Genomic DNA, 19,894 nt, shown 5'->3' with positions numbered 1-19,894 from the left:
GCGATGGGCGCCAGCCCGCTGTCCGACGGAGAGCTGATGCAGCTCGCCCCGTCCGCCTTCGCGACCGAGGCCCATTCCTCCCGCTCCGCGCGCTACGCCTACATCCCGACCGCGGACGTGATCGCAGGCCTACGGCGCGAGGGCTTCGCCCCCGTGCTGGCCCGTCAGACCCGCCCGCGCGACGCCGAACGCAGCGGCCACACCAAGCACCTCATCCGCTTCCGCCACGAGGGCCAGGCCAACCAGCCGCGCCGCCTCGGCATGACCTTCCCCGAGGTCGTGCTCATCAACTCGCACGACGGAACCAGCGCCTACCACGTCACCGCGGGCGTGTTCCGCCTCGCCTGCCTGAATGGGATGGTGGTGTCGGACGGGCCGGAACGCTCAGTGAAGGTGCCGCACAAAGGCGACGTGGTGCGCCAGGTGATCGAAGGCAGCTTCGAGGTTCTGGACGCCTCGCGCCAAGCTATCGAGGCGGCTGACGCCTGGACCGGCGTCACTCTCAACCGGGACGAACAGCACGCTCTCGCGGATGCGGCCCGCGTGCTGCGCTTCGGCGACGAGGAAGGCAACGTGTCCACTCCGATCCAGGCGGATCAGTTCCTACGCCCCCGCCGGGTCGCGGACGCCCTGGACGATCTGTGGACCACCTTTAACCGGGTGCAGGAAAATACCATCCGCGGCGGCCTCCAGGCGTGGGGCAGGGACGGCAACAACCGACCGCGCCGCGTCACCTCGCGCGAGGTCACGGGCATCGACCAGGACGTCAAGCTCAACCGCGCGCTGTGGATGCTGGGCGAGCGCATGGCGGCCCTCAAGGGCGCCGCCTGACGGGCCGGGGCGGGGAGCCGTCACCGCCCCTCCTTCCCCTCCTGCTCCACCCCGTCGAAAGCTCCGCACCATGGATCGCCACGCCCTGCCCATCCTGGGCCTTCCGCTCATCCTCAACGACGATGCCGGCAACGGCCTGGCGCTCGGCACCAGCTCAGAAGATCCCGCCTACCTCCTGGCCGTGATCGAGGACGGCACCGGCCGCGCCATCATTCGCAACCTCATCGACGCCGAAAGCGAGGCGCTGTTGCTGGCCATGCTGAATCTGCGCGCGGCCGTGCGCGCCGCTGCGGCGATTCCGCCCTATCGTTCTGCGCCAGGCGCCACCGGGGCCTCGTCGTGACCGCGTTGCAGGTGGTGCCGGCGGGCTTCGGCCCACCCCCGCTGTCCCGCTCCGCGCTCCGCCGCTGGCCGCCTCCGGGCGGCCTTCTGCGTTGCGGCAGGCCCCGCCGCCGGGCCATTACCCACCGCATGTCGCCCGATCGATTCAACCAGTGCCTAGACCTGATCGGCTGGACCCGGCGAGGCGCCGCCCGTCGCCTCGGCTGCGATCCGGGCGCCGTGCGCCAGATGGCTAACGGCCGCCGGCCGGTTCATCCCGGCTTCGCCGCCTGGCTGGAAGGGCTGGCGGCAGCACACGCGCCGCTGTCGCCTGAGCTGCGCGAGATCGCGGAGCGCATGGGCTGCGACCGGGGGGAGTGGGTGCGCTACCCTCGCGGCATCCGGCCGCTGTCAGATGAGGAGGCCGAAGCCCTGCGCCGGGTCGCGGAAGCGCATGCCGCGGCTCCGCACCCCCCCGGGTGGACGAAGCAGAGTGACGGGACGGATTCCCCATAGCCATCGCGAGCACGCCACCAACCGGCCCGTAGCCGCCTGATACCACGTCGCCGGGGCGCCGCATCGTCCATCGCGCGCTCAGCCGGCTTCGCCGGCCTGCCGTTCGCTCCGAGTTGCCAAGCTGCGCCGGGTTGGGTGGAAAAAGGCTGTTCAGGGTCTGCTTTAGGTGTCTGCTCCACCGTAAGCGAGAGCTACAGACCCTTGCTGGGTTCGATGGACGCTCAGTCAGCTTTCACGTTGGCCCAGTACCAGGGCATTAGCATCGTCGATGCGGCTGTTGGGCCAGCCATCGGCAAGGCGGGTCAGCAGGTCGGTGAGGCAGCGCTGCGGGTCGACACTGTTCAGCTTGCACGCCTCGACCAGGGAGGCGAGGTCAGCCGTGCGGCGCCCGCCGTCATCGCCGCTGGCAAACAGGGCGTTCTTCCAGCTGAGGACCACGGGGCGGATGGCGCGCTCGACGGTGTTGGAGTTCATGTCCACTCGACCGTCCTCGAGGAACCTTTGGAATCCCGCACCGCGGTTCAGGGCGTAGCGGATCGCGCCTGCCGTGGGGCTGCCACCGGGCAGGCGTGCCAGCCGCTGCTCCAGCAAGGCGAACAGGTCCTCGACCAGTGGCCGGCTCCTGGCCTGCCGCGTGGTCCGTCGCTGCTCGGGTATCTGGCCGCGGATCTCGGCCCGACGGCGTAGAGGGCGGCGATCCGCTCCAGCGCCTCCGCCGCGATCGGTGCCGTCTTCTTCCGGGCCAGGTCGTAGAACTCGCGACGCACATGGCTCCAGCAGAACGCCAGCGTCACGCCGGGGCCGCCCCGCTGGATCCGCGGTCCGCGTGGCCCGATCCCCGGTCAGGCGAGACTCTTGGGGGCGATCGGTGGCGGTGTGTATCGGAGGATCAGCCCCTTGTCGGTCACCTCCACCCCTTTCTCCGCGGCCTCCGGATAGACAGCCAGTGCTGCGGGCAAGACCTTGCTCAGGAACGCCCGCTTGAAGGCTCCTAATGCTCCGTAGGAGGGCCCGAACTGCCGGTGGAGGGCAGGCCAGGGGATTGGAGTTGGGCGGCGTATGGAATGGAGCCTGTAGGCGAGCCAGCAATATACATCGATCGCCATCGAGGAGTGGCTGATGTGACGTATCGCCCGCTCCTCAAGAGGAACGGCGTGTTCCCTCAGGCTGTTGAAGAAGCCTTCGCTGAGCACGACGCCTTCGCTGAACATGCTCGACTGGCGCTCGTCGTGGGTCGCGGAGGCGCTAAACAGTAGCCCTTCCTCGACGATCGACTGGTTCCGTACCGCACGGACGCCGTTCCGTTCGCTGTGGAAAGTGAGGCGACACGTCGCAATCCGCTCCGCTTGCTGCCGAACCAGGTTGTAGGAGTTGCCACCAGCCTTCTTGTCGAGGCGCTTGAACCAAGCGTTCATGCTTCCGCCAAGTTCGACGCTGCGGCTGCCTGTCCTCAACGCTTCTGTCTGGAGGTAGATCAGGATGAGTCGGGCGGTCGGGCCGTACGGCACCCCCACCCATTCGTCCGCTTTCCCAGGAGCTGCCCGTCGTCCGGGCTCTACGAGTAGGACAACCTGCCCGTTCTCGAGCCTCCAGGCCTCATCGTCCGGGATCTTGGAATGGGGGAGAGCCGTCATGGCCCATCCCGAATAGAGAAAACTCGGGATGCCGACTTCCTCATCGGCTCCGTAAGCGGCGACGATCTCCACGAGGCCACGGCTGTCTGAGCGGGCGATGGCACCAAGCCTGCCATGCTCCTCTACGAGCTTTCTAGCCTCCTGGACCTCACGCAAAGCGCCACTCCCGCACCTTCATTCACAAGGAGGACCTTTGCACCAACCGGCGGGGAATGGAGCCCTTGGACCTTGGTCATCGAAGCTACTGGAAAAGCTAGTTGTAGATTCTTCTACTTGAGTCATGACCGAGGTCCAAAGGAACAACCGGGGTAAGTGCTTGTTTCCTAACGCGGGCCACTGTCTCGGCTCCGGCGCCTCGGATGACCAGTATCCAAGCCGGTATGACCAAGGTCCAATTCCTGGCCGGCCCAGGCTGTGGATTTCGCTAGCGCGAGGGTGGACCAGCGACTCCACGACTCGGAAGTGCAGGGTTTGAAGGTAACAGCGCTTGGACGTTGGTCGCGGAGGAGCCCGGCCTTGGACTTTGGTCACGCGGCGCGGAGGTTGGACCTTGGTCACGACGCGCATGGGTGCCCCGGCTTATTCCGACGCTTCCGCCATCTGGCTGTTCAGGAGGTTCCGGTCCGCCGCTCTCGTGAGGGTTTCGAGAGGGCATCGCCAGCTCACCTGATCGACCCCCCACGTCACATTCGCCGCGCTGCATCTGGGCAGATCCCTGATGCATGCCCGTTCGGACCAGGCTGCTAAGCACTAGGTAGGGGACTCATTCAGGTCCACTCGCTGACGGCAGCGACGAGGGCGAGACTGGCGAGGTAGTTTCGCGCGAGGCGGTCGTAGCGGGTGGCCAGCCTTCGCCAGTTCTTGAGGCGGCAGAACAGGCGCTCAATGACGTTGCGGCGCTTGTAGGCACGGTGGTCGAGTGGGTAGGGCACGGTGCGGGTGGCGGTGGACGGGATAACGGCCTTGATGCGCCTGTCTTTCAGCCAGCGGCGGAGGCTTTCGGCGTCATAGGCCTTGTCAGCGAGAAGACGCCGGGGGCGTGCCACGGCCTGGAGCAGCGGCAGGGCCATGGTGATGTCGGCGACGTTGCCGGGCGTCAGCGCGAAGGCGAGCGGTCGGCCACGATCATCGGCCAGGCAATGGATTTTCGAGGTGCGACCGCCACGCGAGCGCCCGACCGCTTGCGTCCACTCCCCCCTTTTCCGCCAGCCGCCGAGCGGTGGGCTTTCACATGCGAGCTGTCGAGGTTCAGGGCCGCTCCCTTGTGGTCGCTCATCTGCCCTTCGGAGAGGAGCAGGACCACGGGGCGGCCCCGACCGTCGCAGACGGCATGGAGCTTGGAGTTCAGGCCGCCTTTGGTACGCCCGATACGGCGGGGAACAGCCCCTTTTTGAGCAGACTTGCGGCCGTGCGGTGCGCCTTGAGGTGGGTGGCGTCGATCATCAGCCGGTCCGGTTCGCCTTTGCGCCCGGCAAGCCCGGCGAAGATGCGGTTGAACACGCCTAGGCGGCTCCAGCGGATGAAGCGGTTGTAGAGCGTCTTGTGCGGCCCGTACTCGGCCGGGGCGTCACGCCAGCGCAGCCCGTTACGGATGACGTGGAGGATGCCGCTGACGACCCGCTGGTCGTCCACCCGCGGTACCCCGTGCGAGAGCGGGAAGTAGGGCGTGATCCGCCGCACCTGAGCCTTCGTGAGCCAAAACAGGTCAGCCATGGCAGCACCTCCGGCCGCCATGGAATCAGCCAATCCACTCAGCGCATAGCCCCGATTAACGGGTCCTGAGCCTAGGCTCTCGGCTCAGGCGGTCCCGACCTGATCTCAACGAAATGCGCCGAGGTGCACTCCGACGCCCCTCCCTGGGAGATCAGGCTGCTCGAGAGCTGGATCTAAGAGGGAACGCCACGGCGGTGCGAGACGTCGGAGTTGCCCCAAGTTGGTGTCGCTAAGCCGCGGCGGTCGCACCTGAAGGTTACCGGCCTGGGGTCGTCAGAACCCCCCGGAAGGCTGCCGTCATTCGGTTCCTGGCTCCGCAACCGGCACGTGCTCCACCGTCAGGACCACCGCCGGACAGCAGTTTGGTGGCCCGTGATTCAGCATCGGCCGTGGCTCCCCCGAAACAGGCAGCACTGCCCACCGCCGATAGCACCGGATCCTTGGCTGGCCGAGTGGTCATGTTGCCATATGACCACGCGGCCCCCTCCCCCTCCCCTGCCATTCCCTCTTTACCCGCGGCATCGCCGTGTCGGGCCCCACGACGTCACGAACCAGGGCTTGGCCGGTCCTTTCTGGAAGCGCAGTTCGAAAAGGTCGCGGACCTATACGCCCCGCTCAAGCGCGTCGGGGCGCGGCCCCTTCTTGCCGGCGGGTGCAGGTGGACGACGGCGGGATCCGCCGCGTCCTCCGGAGGTAAGCTCCCTTGCTCTGAGGGCGAGGTCCGTGGAGCTGACCATGGGTAGATCTGCGACCAAGCCAGGCGCGCTTGATGCCTGCCGGGCCAAATTCCGCGACCTCGCGAGCGGTGAAGCGATTGAAACGGAGTGGGACGGCCCGCTGCTGCCGAACATTTCAAGCCGGCGGTCGCAGCCGCTGCCTGCTCCACCGTCAGCGGCGATCGATGGATCAGCGCTCTGGTCGGCTCGTGGCTCGCCAGAGGGTTTCAGCCGCTTAAGAGAAGGTAAGAACGTCCACCATTTGGCCCGTGGCCAACGGAACAGATGACCGAACGGTCATGTCGCCATATGACCACTGGGCCCTCTCCTTCCCTTCCGCTTCTTACCCGCGGCGGCGTCGTGGCGGGCGCGACGGCGGCACGCGCCAGGGCCCGGCCAACCCTTTCTGGGAAGCCCAACTCCCTATCGCCTCGGGGAGAGGGTCGTGGATCTTCGAGCCCCGCTCGACTGCGTAGAGGCCCAAGGCCTTCTTAGCGGCCGGATGCAGGTAGACGACGGAGGGGGCAGGCCGTCCGTGGCAAGTTCGGTGGTGCTGTTCATCGTGTATCTGGCGACCAAGCCAGGGCGTTTGATGCCTGCCCCGACAAGTTCCGCGATCGGTTTGCCGGCTGCCGCCAGTGCATTCCAAGCCGGCCGCCGGCTCAAGGATCAACGGCCTCCACTCCCGACCGCTCTGGTCGGTGCGTGCACCAGCATCGGGGCCTCGCCCTACCGGGCAGGCAGATGGCCGACTTCCGGGAGATGTAGGCTATCCGGCAAGGTGACCCCGTGGTCATGTTGCCATATGACCACCGGGCCCTCTCCCCTCCCCTCGCCTCCCCTTCAGCTTCTTACCCGCGGCGGCGTCGTGGCGGGCCAGAGGACGGGACGCGCCAAGGCCCGGCTAATCCTTTCTGGGAAGCCCAGCTCTCTATGGCCTCGAGGAGAAGGTCGTGGACCTTCACGCCCCGCTCTACCGCGTAGAGGCGCAGGGCCTTCTTGCCGGCCGGATGCAGGTAGACGACAGAGGGATCGGCGGCATCCTCCAGAGGCCGGCGCCCCCTAACTTGCACCATCTCCGGCTCGCCAACTGCCCTGTGTGCGGGAGTCAGCGACGGTGCAGCCGACGGGGGTGAAGCGACCCGCGGTGGCTCGACCATCAGCGACGCTGCGTATGAAACAGGGGCTCCCGGACGCTTGCTCACGCGACCAGCTCCTTCCTGCTGGACGTCTTGGCCCGAACCCGCTTAGCCGTCCCGTCGGCTTGCGTGCCAGCATCCTGGTCCGGCACCTTCGAAGCTCCACCGTCATATGGCCCAATGGCCATGATGCCAGAGCGCTGAAGCCACCCCCACACCTCCGCCAGCTCTGCACGCGCTCGACCTTCCGGCTCACGCTCCTGCGGTGTCAGGCCCTCTGCATAAGCATACGGGTAGCTGATCGAGGCTGAGACGGCCGTGGGACAGACATCAGCGCCCATGGCCACGAGGGCTTCTCGGGCCAGGGCAACCGCACGGACGCGCTTGTCGGGTGGCGATTGCCACAGGATGACGCCGGTGCGCCGCTTCTGGGCACTCGCCACGCGGAGGCTCTCCTGCACGCTCTCGAGGTCCTCCGGGTTCGGCCGGGTGACGACCAGGGCGCCGGTCGAGGAGTCCAGCGCCGCGTTGACGGCGGGCGTTGCCGTCGGAGGCGTATCCACAAGGATGAGGTCGACGCCCTGGGCACGGAAGCCTTCGATCTGCGCGGCGAGGCCTCCGGGCGCCGGAACGACCACCAGCGGGACCGGGATCCCCGCTGCAGCCCGGCGCTGGCCCCAGCGGAAGCATGTGGGCTGTGGGTCTGCGTCGATCACGACCACTCGGCGGCCCGCCTTCAATGCCTCGACCGCAAGACAGCGAACGGCGGTCGACTTCCCGGTTCCGCCTTTCCGGGCAAGGACACTGACGACGAGCATGGCGGCCTCCGGACAGAATGACCCACGTGCCGTAGCGCACCGCGGCCACACGATCAATGTGCGAGGCGGCCATTGCGCCATATGACGTGCTGGCACGGGGGCGCAGTGGCGCGGCATGCTTCAGTGATCGGGGATCAGGCGATTCCGAGCCCCTAGCGAGTCTGAAATCTCCGCGGGTGCACGCCCCTCCAAACCCAGTCTAGAGTTCTCTGGCGGGTCCCTCGGACGAACACCCACCCTCGCAATACGGCCCTGAACAGATCCAGCACTGTCCCTCCAGCTGGTGCCGGCACAAAGCCCCCGATATTCCGCGCGCCAACGCTTCCGGCCCCGCCTTCCTGCCCGTCAAAGCAGTGGAAGCCCGACCCATGCGGTGTGCGAGGGGGGGCGACGAACGCACGTGGCCACCCGGAACCGTAGGAAGGCACACATCGACCGGCCCCGTTGAAGGCGGCCACTCCGAATCCACTGAGGGCTACGCGAATGCCCCTGAAACCCCTCTGTCAAATGCCGATTATGGCCATATGGCGATATGGCCTTAGGGAAGCGCAATGCGTTTTCCCACCTACACCATCTTGTGCTCCGGCTCGCGCGCCGACGCGCCGGCAGCAATCATCCCGCAGCTGGTCGGGGCTGTGACGGTCGCCTGGCGCACCGCAGATTGTGCAGCCGTAGAAGTCAGACCATCCGCCGCCGACGCAGCTCCGCTGCCACCGGCCGGCGTGGAGGCTGAACCTGAGTGTCCAAAGGTCCATTGGACATTGTGTCATATGACCAACTGGCCGAACGGCGTTCGCTCGATTATGCCGGATTCGAGCCGTGTCCCGTTAAGGGCTGAGCTGCATCCCGGACAGCAGGGGAGGGACCGCTCGGCCGCAGGAACGAGGAGCAGGCACATACGCGTGGCCTCGCGAAAGGATGATTCGAGACCGAGGACCAAGCACACGGGCGAGGAACACCCGCCCGTTCTGGAGGAGAGATTCGAAAGCGCCGCTAGGTGTCTAAGGACGCGGGGAGTGTGGGACCCGAGGGGAGGAGGGCGCGTCCGTACGACGCTGCTGCCCATCCTCCCTAACGCACGAGGTGCGACGGCAGTCACCGAGGGCGGAGGCGCTCGGCTGCAACCGCCGGCCCCACGTTCTCAAGGCCGACAACCAGTCCCTCGGCTTCGGGCCAAAGTACGGCGGGATGCCGGCCTTAGCAGAGGAGTAGGGGCGGTCGCAGCCGAAGGGGCTGGTTCACCGTGCCGCCGTTGGCCCGAGGCCCAGCATGAGGCCACGAGGTCGGCTGGTCATATGGCAAATTGGCCCCTTCGCCAAACAACCGCCCGACCTGTACGGGCCGATCAGAAACCAGATAGGGGATTGGGGTAAGGCATCCTGAGCAAGTTCAACCGCAGTACCATGCAGGCCGCGTGGCGCCTCCGACCAGCCACGGATGTTCCCCTTCGTCCGGCCGAAAACACCACTCGCCGCATCGAGGGAGCCTCACCGGGCGGGCGTACACGGCCTCGCCTCGACGCTGTCTGGTTCCGGAGGCCACACTCGACGGGGCGCCACGCGTCTCTCGACCGGCCGCTATTCTGGGGCGACACCCGTTCCGGCTTTCGCACTCAAGCAGAACACTTGCCGCGCTCGGGCCGACGGCGGGCCACCCGGGCGGCGCTGTGCGACGTAAGTGGTGCCAGGCTCCCGGCGCTGTAACAGCTCACAGGACAGCGTGGACATGTGCGAACCGCTGCCGTAGCTCGACGACGCCACGATCCACCAATCTCCCCATGATCACACGAGCCCTCTTGGCAGGAGCATCGGAATGGTGTGACCGAGCCCCGAAACGCTTCTTCAACAGCGCAGGTAACGGCCCTCGTGCCATATGACCAACTGACCATCAGAGCCGCCGACGGAAGGACCTGAGCGACCGTCTTGTTGGTCAAGCGGGTTGCCATGGTGTGTTGGTCCGGACGATGGCGTTGAGGATGCCCAGGAGACGCCTGATGCAAGCGACAAGGGCGACCTTCTTGGGTCGGCCGCGGGCGATAAGGGCCTGGTAGTGGGCGCGTAGGACGGCGTTGTGCCGGACGGCAACCAGGGTGGCCATGAAGAGGGTGTTGCGAAGGGAGGTGCGGCCGCCGGCGATAGCGCGGTGCCCACGGAACTGTCCGCTGTCGCGGTTGACAGGGGCGACACCGACCAGGGCGGCGAGCTTGCGCCGGTCGAGTTGGCCCAGTTCGGGCAACTCGGCAATGAGGGTGCGGGCGGTGACGTCGCCGATGCCAGGGACGGAGGTCAGCAGGTTCTCGGTTTCGCGCCACAGTGGCGAGGCGCGCACGGTGCCCTCGATGTCCCCGTCGAGGCTGGCGAGCTGAGCGCGCAGAACGGCCAGCGTCGCATCGATGGCGGCCCGGACCTTGGGATTGCGGGCGCAGCGTCGGCGGTTGCCCTCCATGACGGTCATCTCGACCACCTGACGCCTGCGGGCGACCAGTTCGGTGAGAGCCTGCGCCAGGGCGTCGGGAAGTGGGCGGGGCTCGGGTCGGATGCGCTCGGCGAAGAGGGCGAGGAGGGCGGCATCGATGCGATCGGTCTTGGCCAGTCGCCCCGTGGCGCGGGCGAAGTCGCGGACCTGCCGCGGGTTTACCACCGCGACGGCCATGCCGGCGGTGGCGAGGTCGGCCGCCAGCCGGACCTCGTAGCCGCCGGTGGCCTCGAGAACGATGAGCGCGGGCGACAGGCCGGCCAGGACGGTGGCGACCTGTGCGAGGCCGGCCTCGTCGTGCGGCAGTCGGATCAAACCCGGCAGCCCAGAGCTGGCTGAACAAATGTCGTCTCTCCCGCATCAGGCCCTCAAAAGCGGCCGTGCCGCTTTCGGCCCGACCCTGCCGTTGCGCACGAGCCCAAAAGGCGCCCCTCTACGTAGGCCTGCAGGGATCGAGCGGACGGTCGGGCCCAATGCCCCGCGGGGCCGGGTTCCGGCTGTTTCAGCCGCTCTGGGCAGGCACCCAGGCACGATAATCTACCGTTATCGTGCCCAAGGGGCGGAGAGGGGCGGATTGCCACGGGCGGGCCGGTCCGGGCACACTGACGATGGCCGGAGCGGCGGGCGCTGGGGGCGTTCTCTGGACCGGCAGACGAGGGCAGGGGCTCGGGGGGACGAGTCCCCGTTTTTGTCCGATAATAGCGGCCTGGCGAATTTTGCTAGCATTTGATAGCATGCTGTGTGGAACGAGGGGGACGGCATGGCAAGCTTGTTGATCCGGAATGTCGACGAGGCCCTGCGCGACCAGCTGAAGGCGCGGGCGCGTCGGCACCGCCGCTCCCTTGAGGAGGAGGCGCGCGAGCTCCTGCGCGCCGCCATCGCCCGCGAGGCCGCGGGCCGCGAAACGCTGCCCGCCATCGCCGCGCGCCTCTTTGGCCCCGAACACGGGATCGACCTCGCCCTGCCGCCACGCACCGCGGAGCGGGAGCGGCCGCCGCTCTTCGGCGGCGAGGCGCGGTGATCCTCCTCGACACCAACGTCGTCTCCGAACTGATGCGGCCGCATCCGGACGCCCGGGTCATGGGCTTTCTGGCCGCCCGGCCGCTGGAGACGCTGTTCCTGCCGAGCCTCGTCGTCGCGGAGATCCGCTACGGCCTCGCCCGTCTGCCGGAGGGCCAGCGCCGCGCCGGCCTTGAGGCCCTGTTCGCGCGCCTTCTCGCCGAGGGCTTCGCGGAGCGGGTCCTGCCGTTTGATGCGAGTTGCGCGGTCCACGACGCGCGGGCGCGGGCCGCCCGCGAAGCGGCCGGTCGGCCGATCGCCATGGCCGATGGCCTGATTGGCGGCATGGCCCTGGCCCACGGCGCGGCCTTGGCCACCCGGAACACCGCTGATTTCGACGGTCTCGGCCTGATCCTGATGAACCCGTGGGACCTGCCGTGACGCCGCCCAACGGTGCCGGGTCCAAGCCACTCCCCCCGGCGGTCCGGCGCCTGGTGCCGGAGGCGCTCCCGCCCGAGGCGCTGGCCGTGCTCGCGGGCCCGGTGGGCGAGGCCCTCGCCCAGGCGGCCGGCTATGCCGGCCGGGCGCTCTCGGAGAACACGAAGCGGGCCTATGAGTCGGACTGGCGCGCCTTCTGCGGGTGGTGCGCGGCCGGCGGCATCGCCCCGCTCCCGGCGCCGCCGGTTGTCGTGGCCGGCCATCTCGCCAGCCTCGCCCAAACCCTCGGGCGCAGCGGGCTGCGCCGGCGGCTCGCCGCCATCGCCCACCACCACCGGCAGGCCGGCCATCCCTGGGAGACGCGGCACCCGGCGATCAGCGCCACCCTGCGCGGTATCCTCGCGACGCACGGCAAGCCCGCCCGTCCGGCCGCGGCCCTAACCTCGGCCGAGGTGAAGCGGCTGCTGGCGAGCTGCGGGAGCGACACCGCCGGCCTGCGCGACCAGGCGCTGCTGCTGCTGGGCTTCGCCGGCGCGCTGCGGCGCTCGGAGCTGGTCGCGATCAATCGCGAGCACCTGCGCTTCACGAGCGAGGGGATGACGGTGTTCCTCCCCCGCTCCAAGCGCGACCAGGAGGGGGAGGGGGCGACGATCGGCATCCCGCGCGGGCTGAACCCGCTCTCCTGCCCGGTGCGGGCGGTGGAAGCCTGGCTCCGCCGGACGCGGATCGAGTGGGGGGCGGTGTTCCGGCGGCTCAGCCCGGGCGGGGCGCTGGAGGATCGGCTGAGCCCGCAGGGGGTGTGGAAGATCCTGCGGCGGCGGGCGACGCTGGCCCGACTCACGGTGGACGAAACCGAACGGCTGTCGCCGCACGGGCTGCGGGCGGGCTTCATCACCGAGGCCTATCTGAAGGGCGCGCTGGACGAGCAGGTGATGCACCACACCCGGCAGAAGAGCCTGGCCACCACCCAGGGCTACCGCCGGCGGGCGAAGATCACCCGCGACAGCCCGGCGCGGCTGCTCGACCTGTGACCGGTGCCCTCGAGGCGGAGGGGGAGGGGAGGGGTCGCGCCGTCCCCCGCCCGGAGCCCGACCCGCCCGAGCGGCCCTGGCAGCCGACCCCGGTCCCGGTGGACTGGCTGTGGAACACCCTGACCGTCAGCGGACCCACGGAGGCGGTCGCGCCGTTCCAGGCGGCCGCGGCCGGTCCGGGCGTGATCCCGTGGACGCTCGACCTCGACGCCCTCGAGGAGGAGTTCCTACTGCCGATGGCCGGGCCGCCGGACGGGGTGCGGGCGATCAGCCTCGCCGGGGCCAAGCTGCTGGCGCGGCGCCTCCGCGAAGCGGTGGCCCTGAACCACCAGCGGGCGCTGGCCCGGATGGCGACCGACCGCTCCTGCCCCTTCGACCTGCACCGGCTGCTGCCGATCCCCGCCGCCATCCTCGCCCTCGGGCCGGAGGAGGGCGCCAGTCGCGACTGGCTGCGGGCGCACTGGGGAACGACCCGTCCGCTCCGCCATGCCGCCGTGCTGCCGAGCACGCTGGACGGGCGGAAGAAGAAGATGGGCCAGTGGCGGGTCGGCTTCTGGTCGGCGGACTGGTCGCCCTGGCAGGCCGTGGCCCGGCTCCGCCGGGCCTCACCCGATCTCGCCTTCGGCCTGCAGCCGCACTATGCGCCGGGCGCGGACGCGGGACGCGCCGTGAGTCGGGGCGCCGGGGCGGACCGCGAGGGGCCAGGTCGGACGGCCAAGCCGGCCCGGCCTGGGCGGAGCGCCCGTGTCTGAAGCCGCCACCCTCGAGATCGAGGGCTGGGAGGGGGAGGGGAGGGGCGGCCGCCCCCTCGCAAGCGAGGCCGCCCCGCATCTGAGCGTGGAGGGCTTCGAAGGACCGCTCGACTTCCTGCTCGAGATGGTGCGGCGGCAACGGGTCGACCTCGGCCGGCTCTCGATCCTCACCCTGACCGACCAGCTGGTCGCGGCGATTGAGGCCAGCGGGGGAGGGATCCGGCTGGAGCGGCGGGCGGACTGGCTGGTGATGGCGAGCCAGCTGCTGCTGCTGAAGGCGCAGCTGCTGGCCCCGGCCAACGCGCAGGAGGCCGAAGCGGCGGAGGCGGCCGCCACCCGGAAGCTCGACCTGCTGGACGAGCTTGCCCGCATGCGGGCGGCGGCGGCCTGGCTCGCGGCACGGCCGCAGCTCGGGCAGGGGGTGTTCGGACGCGGGCAAGCCACCCCACCGCAGGCCCGGCCGCAGGCGGAGCTCTATGTCGGCTTCTTGGAGGCGACGCTCACCCTGCTGGAGGGGCGGGAAGGGCAGGGGGCCGAACCGCCACCCTCCTACCGGCCCACGCTGCCCGACTTCTGGCGCATCCCGGACGCCCTCAGGCGCATCACCGTGCTGCTCCAGCAGACCCCGGCAGCCTTGCCGCTGGAGCACTGCTTGCCACCGATTCCAGACAGCGCAAGGGACCGGCCCATCCGGATCCGGGCAGCGCTGGCCAGCACCCTTGTGGCGGGGCTCGAACTCGCACGCGATGGTGCGGTCACACTTGAGCAAGACCAGCCCTTCGGGCGGGTCCTGCTCGCGTTGCAGCTTCCTGAGCCATCCCACAGCAAAGGGCTGATGCATGCGCCTGAGGATCATGGCGTCGCTGTTGATGACGGCGCTCACCCTAGCGGCTTGCGATGATGCCGAGACCAAGAGACAGCGCCAGCAGGCCGAACAGGCGGCGCGCTCCCAAGCGGAGGTTGCAGCTGCGAGCAAAGCGGCCGAGGAGCAGCTGCGCTCGACGGCCCGCAATATCACCCCGGGCGCGAAGCTCAGGGTCAGCGATTCCCGCCGACAAAGCCAAGATAGGGGGTGCACATTGCGGGCGCTTTGCCGCCCCACATCAAGATATTTCACTGGGATGACAGATGTTCCTGAACGACCTAGGGCCGGTTCGCCCCGGCCTTCCTCAAGGCGCTGCCCGAGGTTTGCCGGGGCGTGCTCTCAGGCGATGGGGCCTGAGCTGTCCGGGAAGATGTACCAGGATCCGAAGTCACTCACTCCGGCCACGAACTGCGGCGCGTCCTCAAACATGAAGTCACTCTGCCGCAAGTTGCTAAGGGGAACATCGACCAGCAGGATGGATCCGTCGGATCCGACCTCTCCATCAACGTCCCAGCTCACAAGGGCGCCACGATCCGTATCCTGGACGCTCACGTCATCCGCTCGGATGCCCATGAAGGCGATGTGGTCGAAGGCACCCTGGGCATCCCCTGTGGCCACAAAGTCCAGCACCTCGTCATTGCCGCTGTCGGGCGACACCATGAAGGCATCGGCCCCTGCACCGCCGACGAGGGTGTCATCGCCCATGCCGCCCTCCAGCATGCCGTGCGCCGCCCCTTCGTCGAGATAGTCGTCCCCGTCGCCTCCCATCAGCTCGTCGGATTCGGCCCCGCCCAACAGCCGGTCATCGCCGCCCCCGCCAACCACGCGGTCCCGGCCGTCCCCGCCGTCCAGCGTGTCATTGCCATCGTCACCCTGGATGTGGTCGTCCCCGCCGAGGGCCGAGACGCTGTCGTCGCCGCCCAGGCCGGATACCGTGTCCGACATTTCAGTCCCGGTGACTTCATCGGCACGGTCCGTGCCCCGTGTCACCGCGTACTCGTCGAAGTCGAGACTCAACCGCTGGTTTGAGAACAGGGTGTCTGCCAGGAAGTCAAACAACCGGCCGGATTCCTCATTGCCGGAGATTTCAGGCCCCGCCACGCTCGGCGTCGCCCGCTCCGCAGTTGGTCCCGCAGGATCCCGCAGGCCCGGAGGGAGGTCCGGTGAATCCGCGAACATGAAGTCATCCTGGGCGAGTTCGGACCGGGCTACACCCTCCAGCAGGACGGAACCGCCCTCCCAGCTGATCCGCACACCGTCTGCCGTGTCGGCGAACGACAGATCCTCCCACCGCAGGCCGTCCATGATCGCGAGGTGGTCGAACATCCCTGGGCCCGCGGTGAAGTCCTTGATGACGTCGTCGCCGCTTGTGCGGCCGACCATGAAGGCGTCGGGGCCACCGCCTCCGACCAAGGTGTCGTCACCTCCCTCGCCATCGACGGTGCTGTGGCCCTCGCCCTCGTCAAGGTAGTCGTTCCCCGGACCGCCGCGCACCGTGTCGGCGCCGAGGCCACCGTAGAGGGCGTCGTTCCCCGGGCCACCCTCGACCTCGTCGGCGCCCAAGTTCCCCGAGATGAGGTCCGCTCCCGCATCCCCATGGAGCACATCGTCTTCTTCACCGCCGCCCAGGCGGTCGGCACCACCCAGGCCCCAGGAGAAGTTGATGGCGCTGCTGCCATCAATCTGGTCGTCCGCGCTGCCGCCGACTGCGAGGTCGTAGAAGGTGTCACCGCTGTGGAAGTCGAGATTCAGGCCATCGCTTGCACGACGTTGGGCATCTGCGACGAAGTCTCCCAAGAAGGACAGGAAGAAACCGGCGCGAGAGTTCAGGTCCGCAATGCTCATCGTGTTCTCCATGACGAGGCATGCTCAGGCGTTCACCGTAGGAGAGTGGGCGCGGCTCCCCTCCGGCACGAAAACTCGGCCTTTCAAGTGCGCGCCTCACGACGGGCGCAGTTCCTTAAAGGTGGCCCTCGGGCGCCCACCGGCTGGCGAGGACAACACACCCCCGGCACCGCTCGGCGCCCGGCCGTGCCGCTGACTCTGTTGCAGCTTCCAACGCACCCTGCGTGGGTCGCCGGACACCGTGCATCAGGTGATGCTGCGGGCCGCCTCCTGGCACGCCTGCGTGCAGCGGCGGCAGGCCTCAGCACAGATCCGGCAGTGCTCATGGTGGCTGGCGTGGCGCTCGCATTCCTCGCCACAGAGACGGCAAGCAGTCTCGCAAGCGGTCAACATCTGCTTGATCACTTGCTCATTGGAACCGGTCCGGCGTGTCGCGACCGAGCCGGTTGAAGCGCAGACGTCGGCGCAGTCCAGGTTGAGACGGATGCACTGCGTCAGCTGCTCGAGCATCTTCTCACCGAGGCAGGCATCGGCACATGAAGTGCAGGTTTGCGCGCACGAGTAGCATTCCTCGATGCACCGGATGAGCACGTCGTTGGTACTGCCCTGCACATGCGGGTGCGAGCTTATCATCTCTTGTACATGCATCAGGCTGTCTCCTGGATGCGGCCTATAACCTGAGTCAAGCGGAGCCGAGCAGTTCGGACCGCCTCACACAGCTCAGCGCAAAACTCCCATCCGGAGAGAGGGTTTGGTCCAGCCAGACGCTGAAGGTCCGGCACAAGGGCCGGGACGCTATCGAGGGATGTGGTGTCTTTAAGCAAACAGTGGATTTCAAACGGAATTTCGGTGCCTCCAAGTCAGCCCGCGCAACGCGCCGCAACAAATTGATGTAAATGAGGAGCTAGTGTTTACCCGCCCTCAAGCGTCCGCCGGGACCGCAAGATCGCTCGTCCGCGAGATGGCCGGTGCTGCTGTTTGGAGATGGCGTGGTGCACCCCAGATGCTGGCAGCGCAAGTCGCCATCACGCACCACGCCAGACCGCCGGAACTGCCGACCCTCTTGCGAGTAGACTTCGCCTGGATCATCGTTGCATGGGAACACACCGCCAGTTTCGGCGGGCCTCGGAACGAAGAAATGCAAGTCTCGGCAGCCCTCCTGAACTCTGGAGGACCGTGGGCGAGTTCGCCCGATGTGATGACCCCCTTGCTGACGCGCTGGCGCGACGACCCCGGCGCCACCTACCGGAGCTGGTTTCTTTGGGAGGAGCGGGTCAAGAACTTCCGCTCTATCAGGCGCGGCATCCAGCAGGTTGTGACCGAGATAGAGGCCGGGACCTTTGGCGTCGCCTACCGCGGATCGTCCCTGGAGACCGTGGTCCACTCCGTCGCAGAGCAGCGGCAGATCTTCAAGGGTGCGGACCACGCCTTCCTCTGGAAGCCGAAGCTCCGCATCCCCGACATCTATGAGAACCCGGAGAACCAGCGCGCCTTCGGCCGCCTGCTCGACACCTGCGTCTGCTGCAACACCGAGTTGCAGGTTATCGCCGCCGTACGGGAGATCGACGCCAAAGCCATCAAGGGCCTCGGTCCGGCGGTCGCCAACCTCCTCTACTTCCTGCATCCCACCATCGTGCCGCCGTTCAACACCGCCATTGTCAACGGTTACAACGCCCTCACCGGCGCGAAGGTGAAGCTGGGCCGGTGGGACGAGTACCTGGCCATGCGGCAAGGAATCCTCGCCCTCAACGCCAAGCACCGCAACCTGCTGTCGAACGACCTGGGTGCCATCGGCGGCCTGCTGTTCGACCTCGGCAGCGGCCGCTACCCGGCGCCGCCCCGAGAGGACGACCCGGACGCCCGGGCCGCCTGGCAGGCAGACCTTGCCCTCGTCCGCGAGGCGGGCGCGAGGGCCGCCAAGGCACTGGCCGAGGCCCGTGAGGAGGACGAGACCCATACCGCGGTCCAGGGCTGCCTCCGGGACCTGGGTAAGTCCTTGGGTTACGACGTCTGGATCGCCGCGAACGACCGGAACCGGCCGCTGGACGGCGGCAAGCTGGGCGATGGCTGCCTGGGCGAGCTTCCAGCGGCTGTCGGGCAAGCGCCGGGTGCCGACGCCGTCCGGCTCATCGACGTCCTCTGGCTGGCCAAGGAGACGGGACGGATCGTCGCTGCCTTCGAGGTGGAGCACACAACGTCTATCTACTCAGGGATTGTACGCATGCTGGACCTCGCGCTCGGCCCTGAGGCGCACGCCTTGGAGGGCATGTTCCTCGTGGCGCCGGACGGCCGCGAGGGCGAGGTGAAGGCACAGCTTGCGCGGCCCGCGTTCTCCCGCATCGCCGACCTCAAGGTGCACTATCTGCCCTACGGCGAGCTCAAGGCGAACCGGGAGGCTATCGCGCGTTTCGGCGAAGGCATGAAGCCGATCCAGGCCATTGCGCGAAACCTCGTCTAGGCGCGCGGCTCCCCTGCCTCTGCCGGTGCGGCGCTTACACGTCCGCCGTCGCGCCGCTCTTGGTCGCCCGCGGGCGGCTTCGGGCAGGCGTAGCGCATGAAGCTCTCCGTCGGGCGAGTGATGCAGGCAGCGAGCGAAAGCGTCGCCCGCAGCATGAGCGGTGGCATGCACCAAGCCAGTGCTTCCAGCACCACGACCTCGCAGTGATCGCTGCAAATGAGCCCCGGCCTCTCATCGCCCTGCCACTCGATGTCACAATCCAGGATTCCGTCCGGGCGCCTGAGAGCTACCTGACCCCAATTGGGAAGGTGCCGCGGGCCGGAGGCATTTCGCCGTGAACCGGCGCTGTCAGGGTAGCCCGGCGGTCGCCCGCATCGGCAACTCCAAGTGCAGACGGTAGATGCCGTTGCCTTCGTCGGCCGCCATGAGTGGAGGAGGGTTGGCGCCTTCGGCCATGGGCGAGGTCACGATCCTAACCGGACAGCGTCGTCCCAAAGCGGTGGTCGTAGGTTACGGCGATGAGGGCCGGCCGGCTCGAGACGGGATGCGAGTACTGACGTTCAGATTGACCTGATAGCGGGCTCGCCCCGGTCCGCGGAGTCCCGGTATCTTCTCGCGGTGGCGGCGTATGGCGCCGATACTCTCCAGCTCGGACATGACGCGCGATACCTCGTCTGGGCTTGTGTTGGCTGCCGCCGCAAGAGCAGTGCGCGAGATGAGAATGTCTCCCGTGCCCTGGCACATGCACTGAAGGCACTCGGCCCAAAGCTCCATTGCCACGAGCGGCAGCTCAGAGTGCCGCCGCAACCACCCTACCACTGCCCGATTCTGCTGCGGAGTGACCAAAGGAACATCCGACCGGACCAGGTGCTGCGCGACCGATCTAATGAATAGATCAGCTTAGAAGGAGCAAGCAGACCACTTTAGGCATGAAAGACAGATTTTCCTCCGCAGGCCGCCTTCGTTCACCGCGCGTCCTCGGACGGGCCACCGGCGCTAGCGGAGGACATACGGTCTCACCACCCCCGCCCATCTCTGCCCGAACCGGCGAGGCTCACGATTAGAGCTCCCTGTCCATCAGACTTGGATGCCGCTCAGATGGAAGGCCATTTGAGTGAGCGACAATCCAAGGGCAACCGGTCTCGTTGGGAAGGTCGCGTCAGCGCTGCCCTGGCTGCGAACCGGAGTTCCGCTGCCCTTGCGGCGCAGCCGGGCGCCCAGTTCTTTGCTGTGCCCCAGAATTGGAAGAACCCTGATTGGCCTGCGGCATATTGGAATGATCCATGCCGGGCATGTTCGAATGATCCATGCCCTGCATGCGGGAGTGATCCATGCCCTGCATG

The 19,894-nt window shown here is 67.9% G+C and carries 17 protein-coding genes and 2 pseudogenes; 9 read left to right on the top strand and 10 right to left on the bottom strand.

Translation table 11 applies throughout. From position 1 onward, the window contains the following. Positions 1-3 precede the first annotated feature (3 nt). The 3 genes from BUB97_RS24150 to BUB97_RS24140 all read left to right on the top strand — a co-directional run bounded on the left by BUB97_RS24150 (position 4) and on the right by BUB97_RS24140 (position 1,668). Complete coding sequence (locus tag BUB97_RS24150; RefSeq protein ID WP_073140141.1) at positions 4-831, top strand: DUF932 domain-containing protein; 828 nt, start codon at positions 4-6, stop codon at positions 829-831. Positions 832-901: 70 nt separating this feature from the next. Next, positions 902-1,174 (top strand): hypothetical protein, encoded by a 273-nt coding sequence (locus BUB97_RS24145; RefSeq protein ID WP_073140138.1) that lies wholly within the window; start codon positions 902-904, stop codon positions 1,172-1,174. Between the two features lie 128 nt (positions 1,175-1,302). Further along, positions 1,303-1,668 carry a helix-turn-helix domain-containing protein gene (locus tag BUB97_RS24140; protein ID WP_073140135.1) on the top strand — a complete coding sequence of 122 codons (366 nt, stop codon included), beginning with the start codon at positions 1,303-1,305 and terminating at the stop codon, positions 1,666-1,668. 221 nt (positions 1,669-1,889) lie between these two features. On the opposite strand, the pseudogene BUB97_RS25685 reads toward BUB97_RS24140, so the two are convergent. From BUB97_RS25685 to BUB97_RS24100, 6 genes and pseudogenes are all read right to left on the bottom strand, one after another. Continuing rightward, a pseudogene (locus BUB97_RS25685) lies at positions 1,890-2,465 on the bottom strand (IS66 family transposase); the annotation flags it as partial. 45 nt (positions 2,466-2,510) lie between these two features. Further along, entirely contained in the window at positions 2,511-3,458 is a 948-nt protein-coding gene (locus BUB97_RS24120) for a replication protein RepA (RefSeq protein WP_073140129.1), read from the bottom strand. A gap of 611 nt (positions 3,459-4,069) precedes the next feature. Continuing rightward, positions 4,070-4,627 (bottom strand): IS5 family transposase, encoded by a 558-nt coding sequence (locus tag BUB97_RS26465; protein ID WP_073140126.1) that lies wholly within the window; start codon positions 4,625-4,627, stop codon positions 4,070-4,072. Further along, a pseudogene (locus BUB97_RS24110) lies at positions 4,543-5,015 on the bottom strand (IS5 family transposase); the annotation flags it as partial. The pseudogene BUB97_RS24110 and the gene BUB97_RS26465, both read right to left, overlap by 85 nt. Positions 5,016-6,932: 1,917 nt before the next feature. Next, positions 6,933-7,688, bottom strand: coding sequence for a ParA family protein (locus BUB97_RS24105; protein ID WP_073140120.1), 756 nt, complete (start codon positions 7,686-7,688; stop codon positions 6,933-6,935). Between the two features lie 1,929 nt (positions 7,689-9,617). Further along, positions 9,618-10,508, bottom strand: a complete 891-nt coding sequence (locus BUB97_RS24100; protein WP_073140117.1) for an IS110 family RNA-guided transposase — start codon at positions 10,506-10,508, stop codon at positions 9,618-9,620. A gap of 415 nt (positions 10,509-10,923) precedes the next feature. Here BUB97_RS24100 and BUB97_RS24095 point away from each other — a divergent pair, with 415 nt between their 5' ends. From BUB97_RS24095 to BUB97_RS24075, 5 genes are read left to right on the top strand one after another with little or no spacing between them, the layout of a single operon-like run. After that, the gene (locus tag BUB97_RS24095; protein ID WP_073140149.1) at positions 10,924-11,184 is read left to right on the top strand and encodes a FitA-like ribbon-helix-helix domain-containing protein; all 261 of its coding nucleotides are present in this window, start codon (positions 10,924-10,926) and stop codon (positions 11,182-11,184) included. Continuing rightward, entirely contained in the window at positions 11,181-11,603 is a 423-nt protein-coding gene (locus tag BUB97_RS24090) for a type II toxin-antitoxin system VapC family toxin (protein WP_073140115.1), read from the top strand. The genes BUB97_RS24095 and BUB97_RS24090 overlap by 4 nt, the downstream gene beginning before the upstream one ends. Beyond that, positions 11,600-12,631, top strand: a complete 1,032-nt coding sequence (locus tag BUB97_RS24085; RefSeq protein WP_086062526.1) for a tyrosine-type recombinase/integrase — start codon at positions 11,600-11,602, stop codon at positions 12,629-12,631. The genes BUB97_RS24090 and BUB97_RS24085 overlap by 4 nt, the downstream gene beginning before the upstream one ends. After that, entirely contained in the window at positions 12,628-13,383 is a 756-nt protein-coding gene (locus BUB97_RS24080) for a hypothetical protein (RefSeq protein WP_073140113.1), read from the top strand. The genes BUB97_RS24085 and BUB97_RS24080 overlap by 4 nt, the downstream gene beginning before the upstream one ends. Further along, positions 13,376-14,284 (top strand): segregation/condensation protein A, encoded by a 909-nt coding sequence (locus BUB97_RS24075; protein ID WP_073140111.1) that lies wholly within the window; start codon positions 13,376-13,378, stop codon positions 14,282-14,284. The genes BUB97_RS24080 and BUB97_RS24075 overlap by 8 nt, the downstream gene beginning before the upstream one ends. Before the next feature lie 303 nt (positions 14,285-14,587). Here the strand turns inward: BUB97_RS24075 and BUB97_RS24070 are convergent, their stop codons facing one another. Both BUB97_RS24070 and BUB97_RS24065 read right to left on the bottom strand, forming a co-directional pair. Then, positions 14,588-16,093: a calcium-binding protein gene (locus BUB97_RS24070; RefSeq protein ID WP_083755643.1), complete on the bottom strand. Its 1,506-nt coding sequence runs from the start codon at positions 16,091-16,093 to the stop codon at positions 14,588-14,590. A gap of 246 nt (positions 16,094-16,339) precedes the next feature. Further along, positions 16,340-16,741 carry a four-helix bundle copper-binding protein gene (locus BUB97_RS24065; RefSeq protein WP_073140108.1) on the bottom strand — a complete coding sequence of 134 codons (402 nt, stop codon included), beginning with the start codon at positions 16,739-16,741 and terminating at the stop codon, positions 16,340-16,342. A 550-nt stretch (positions 16,742-17,291) separates the two neighbouring features. Here BUB97_RS24065 and BUB97_RS24060 point away from each other — a divergent pair. Further along, positions 17,292-18,551 (top strand): type II restriction endonuclease, encoded by a 1,260-nt coding sequence (locus BUB97_RS24060; RefSeq protein ID WP_073140105.1) that lies wholly within the window; start codon positions 17,292-17,294, stop codon positions 18,549-18,551. Between the two features lie 510 nt (positions 18,552-19,061). Here BUB97_RS24060 and BUB97_RS27515 read toward each other — a convergent pair. Both BUB97_RS27515 and BUB97_RS26635 read right to left on the bottom strand, forming a co-directional pair. Continuing rightward, the gene (locus BUB97_RS27515; protein WP_408906156.1) at positions 19,062-19,295 is read right to left on the bottom strand and encodes a helix-turn-helix domain-containing protein; all 234 of its coding nucleotides are present in this window, start codon (positions 19,293-19,295) and stop codon (positions 19,062-19,064) included. 415 nt (positions 19,296-19,710) lie between these two features. Further along, positions 19,711-19,894, bottom strand: a 184-nt coding sequence (locus BUB97_RS26635) for a hypothetical protein (RefSeq protein ID WP_217659751.1), incomplete at its 5' end; no start/stop codon positions are given.

This window comes from Muricoccus roseus (assembly GCF_900141905.1).
GTDB lineage: Bacteria > Pseudomonadota > Alphaproteobacteria > Acetobacterales > Acetobacteraceae > Roseomonas > Roseomonas rosea.
The sequence above is the reverse complement of the archived record's forward strand: the minus strand, read 5'-3'. Positions and strand labels throughout refer to the sequence as shown.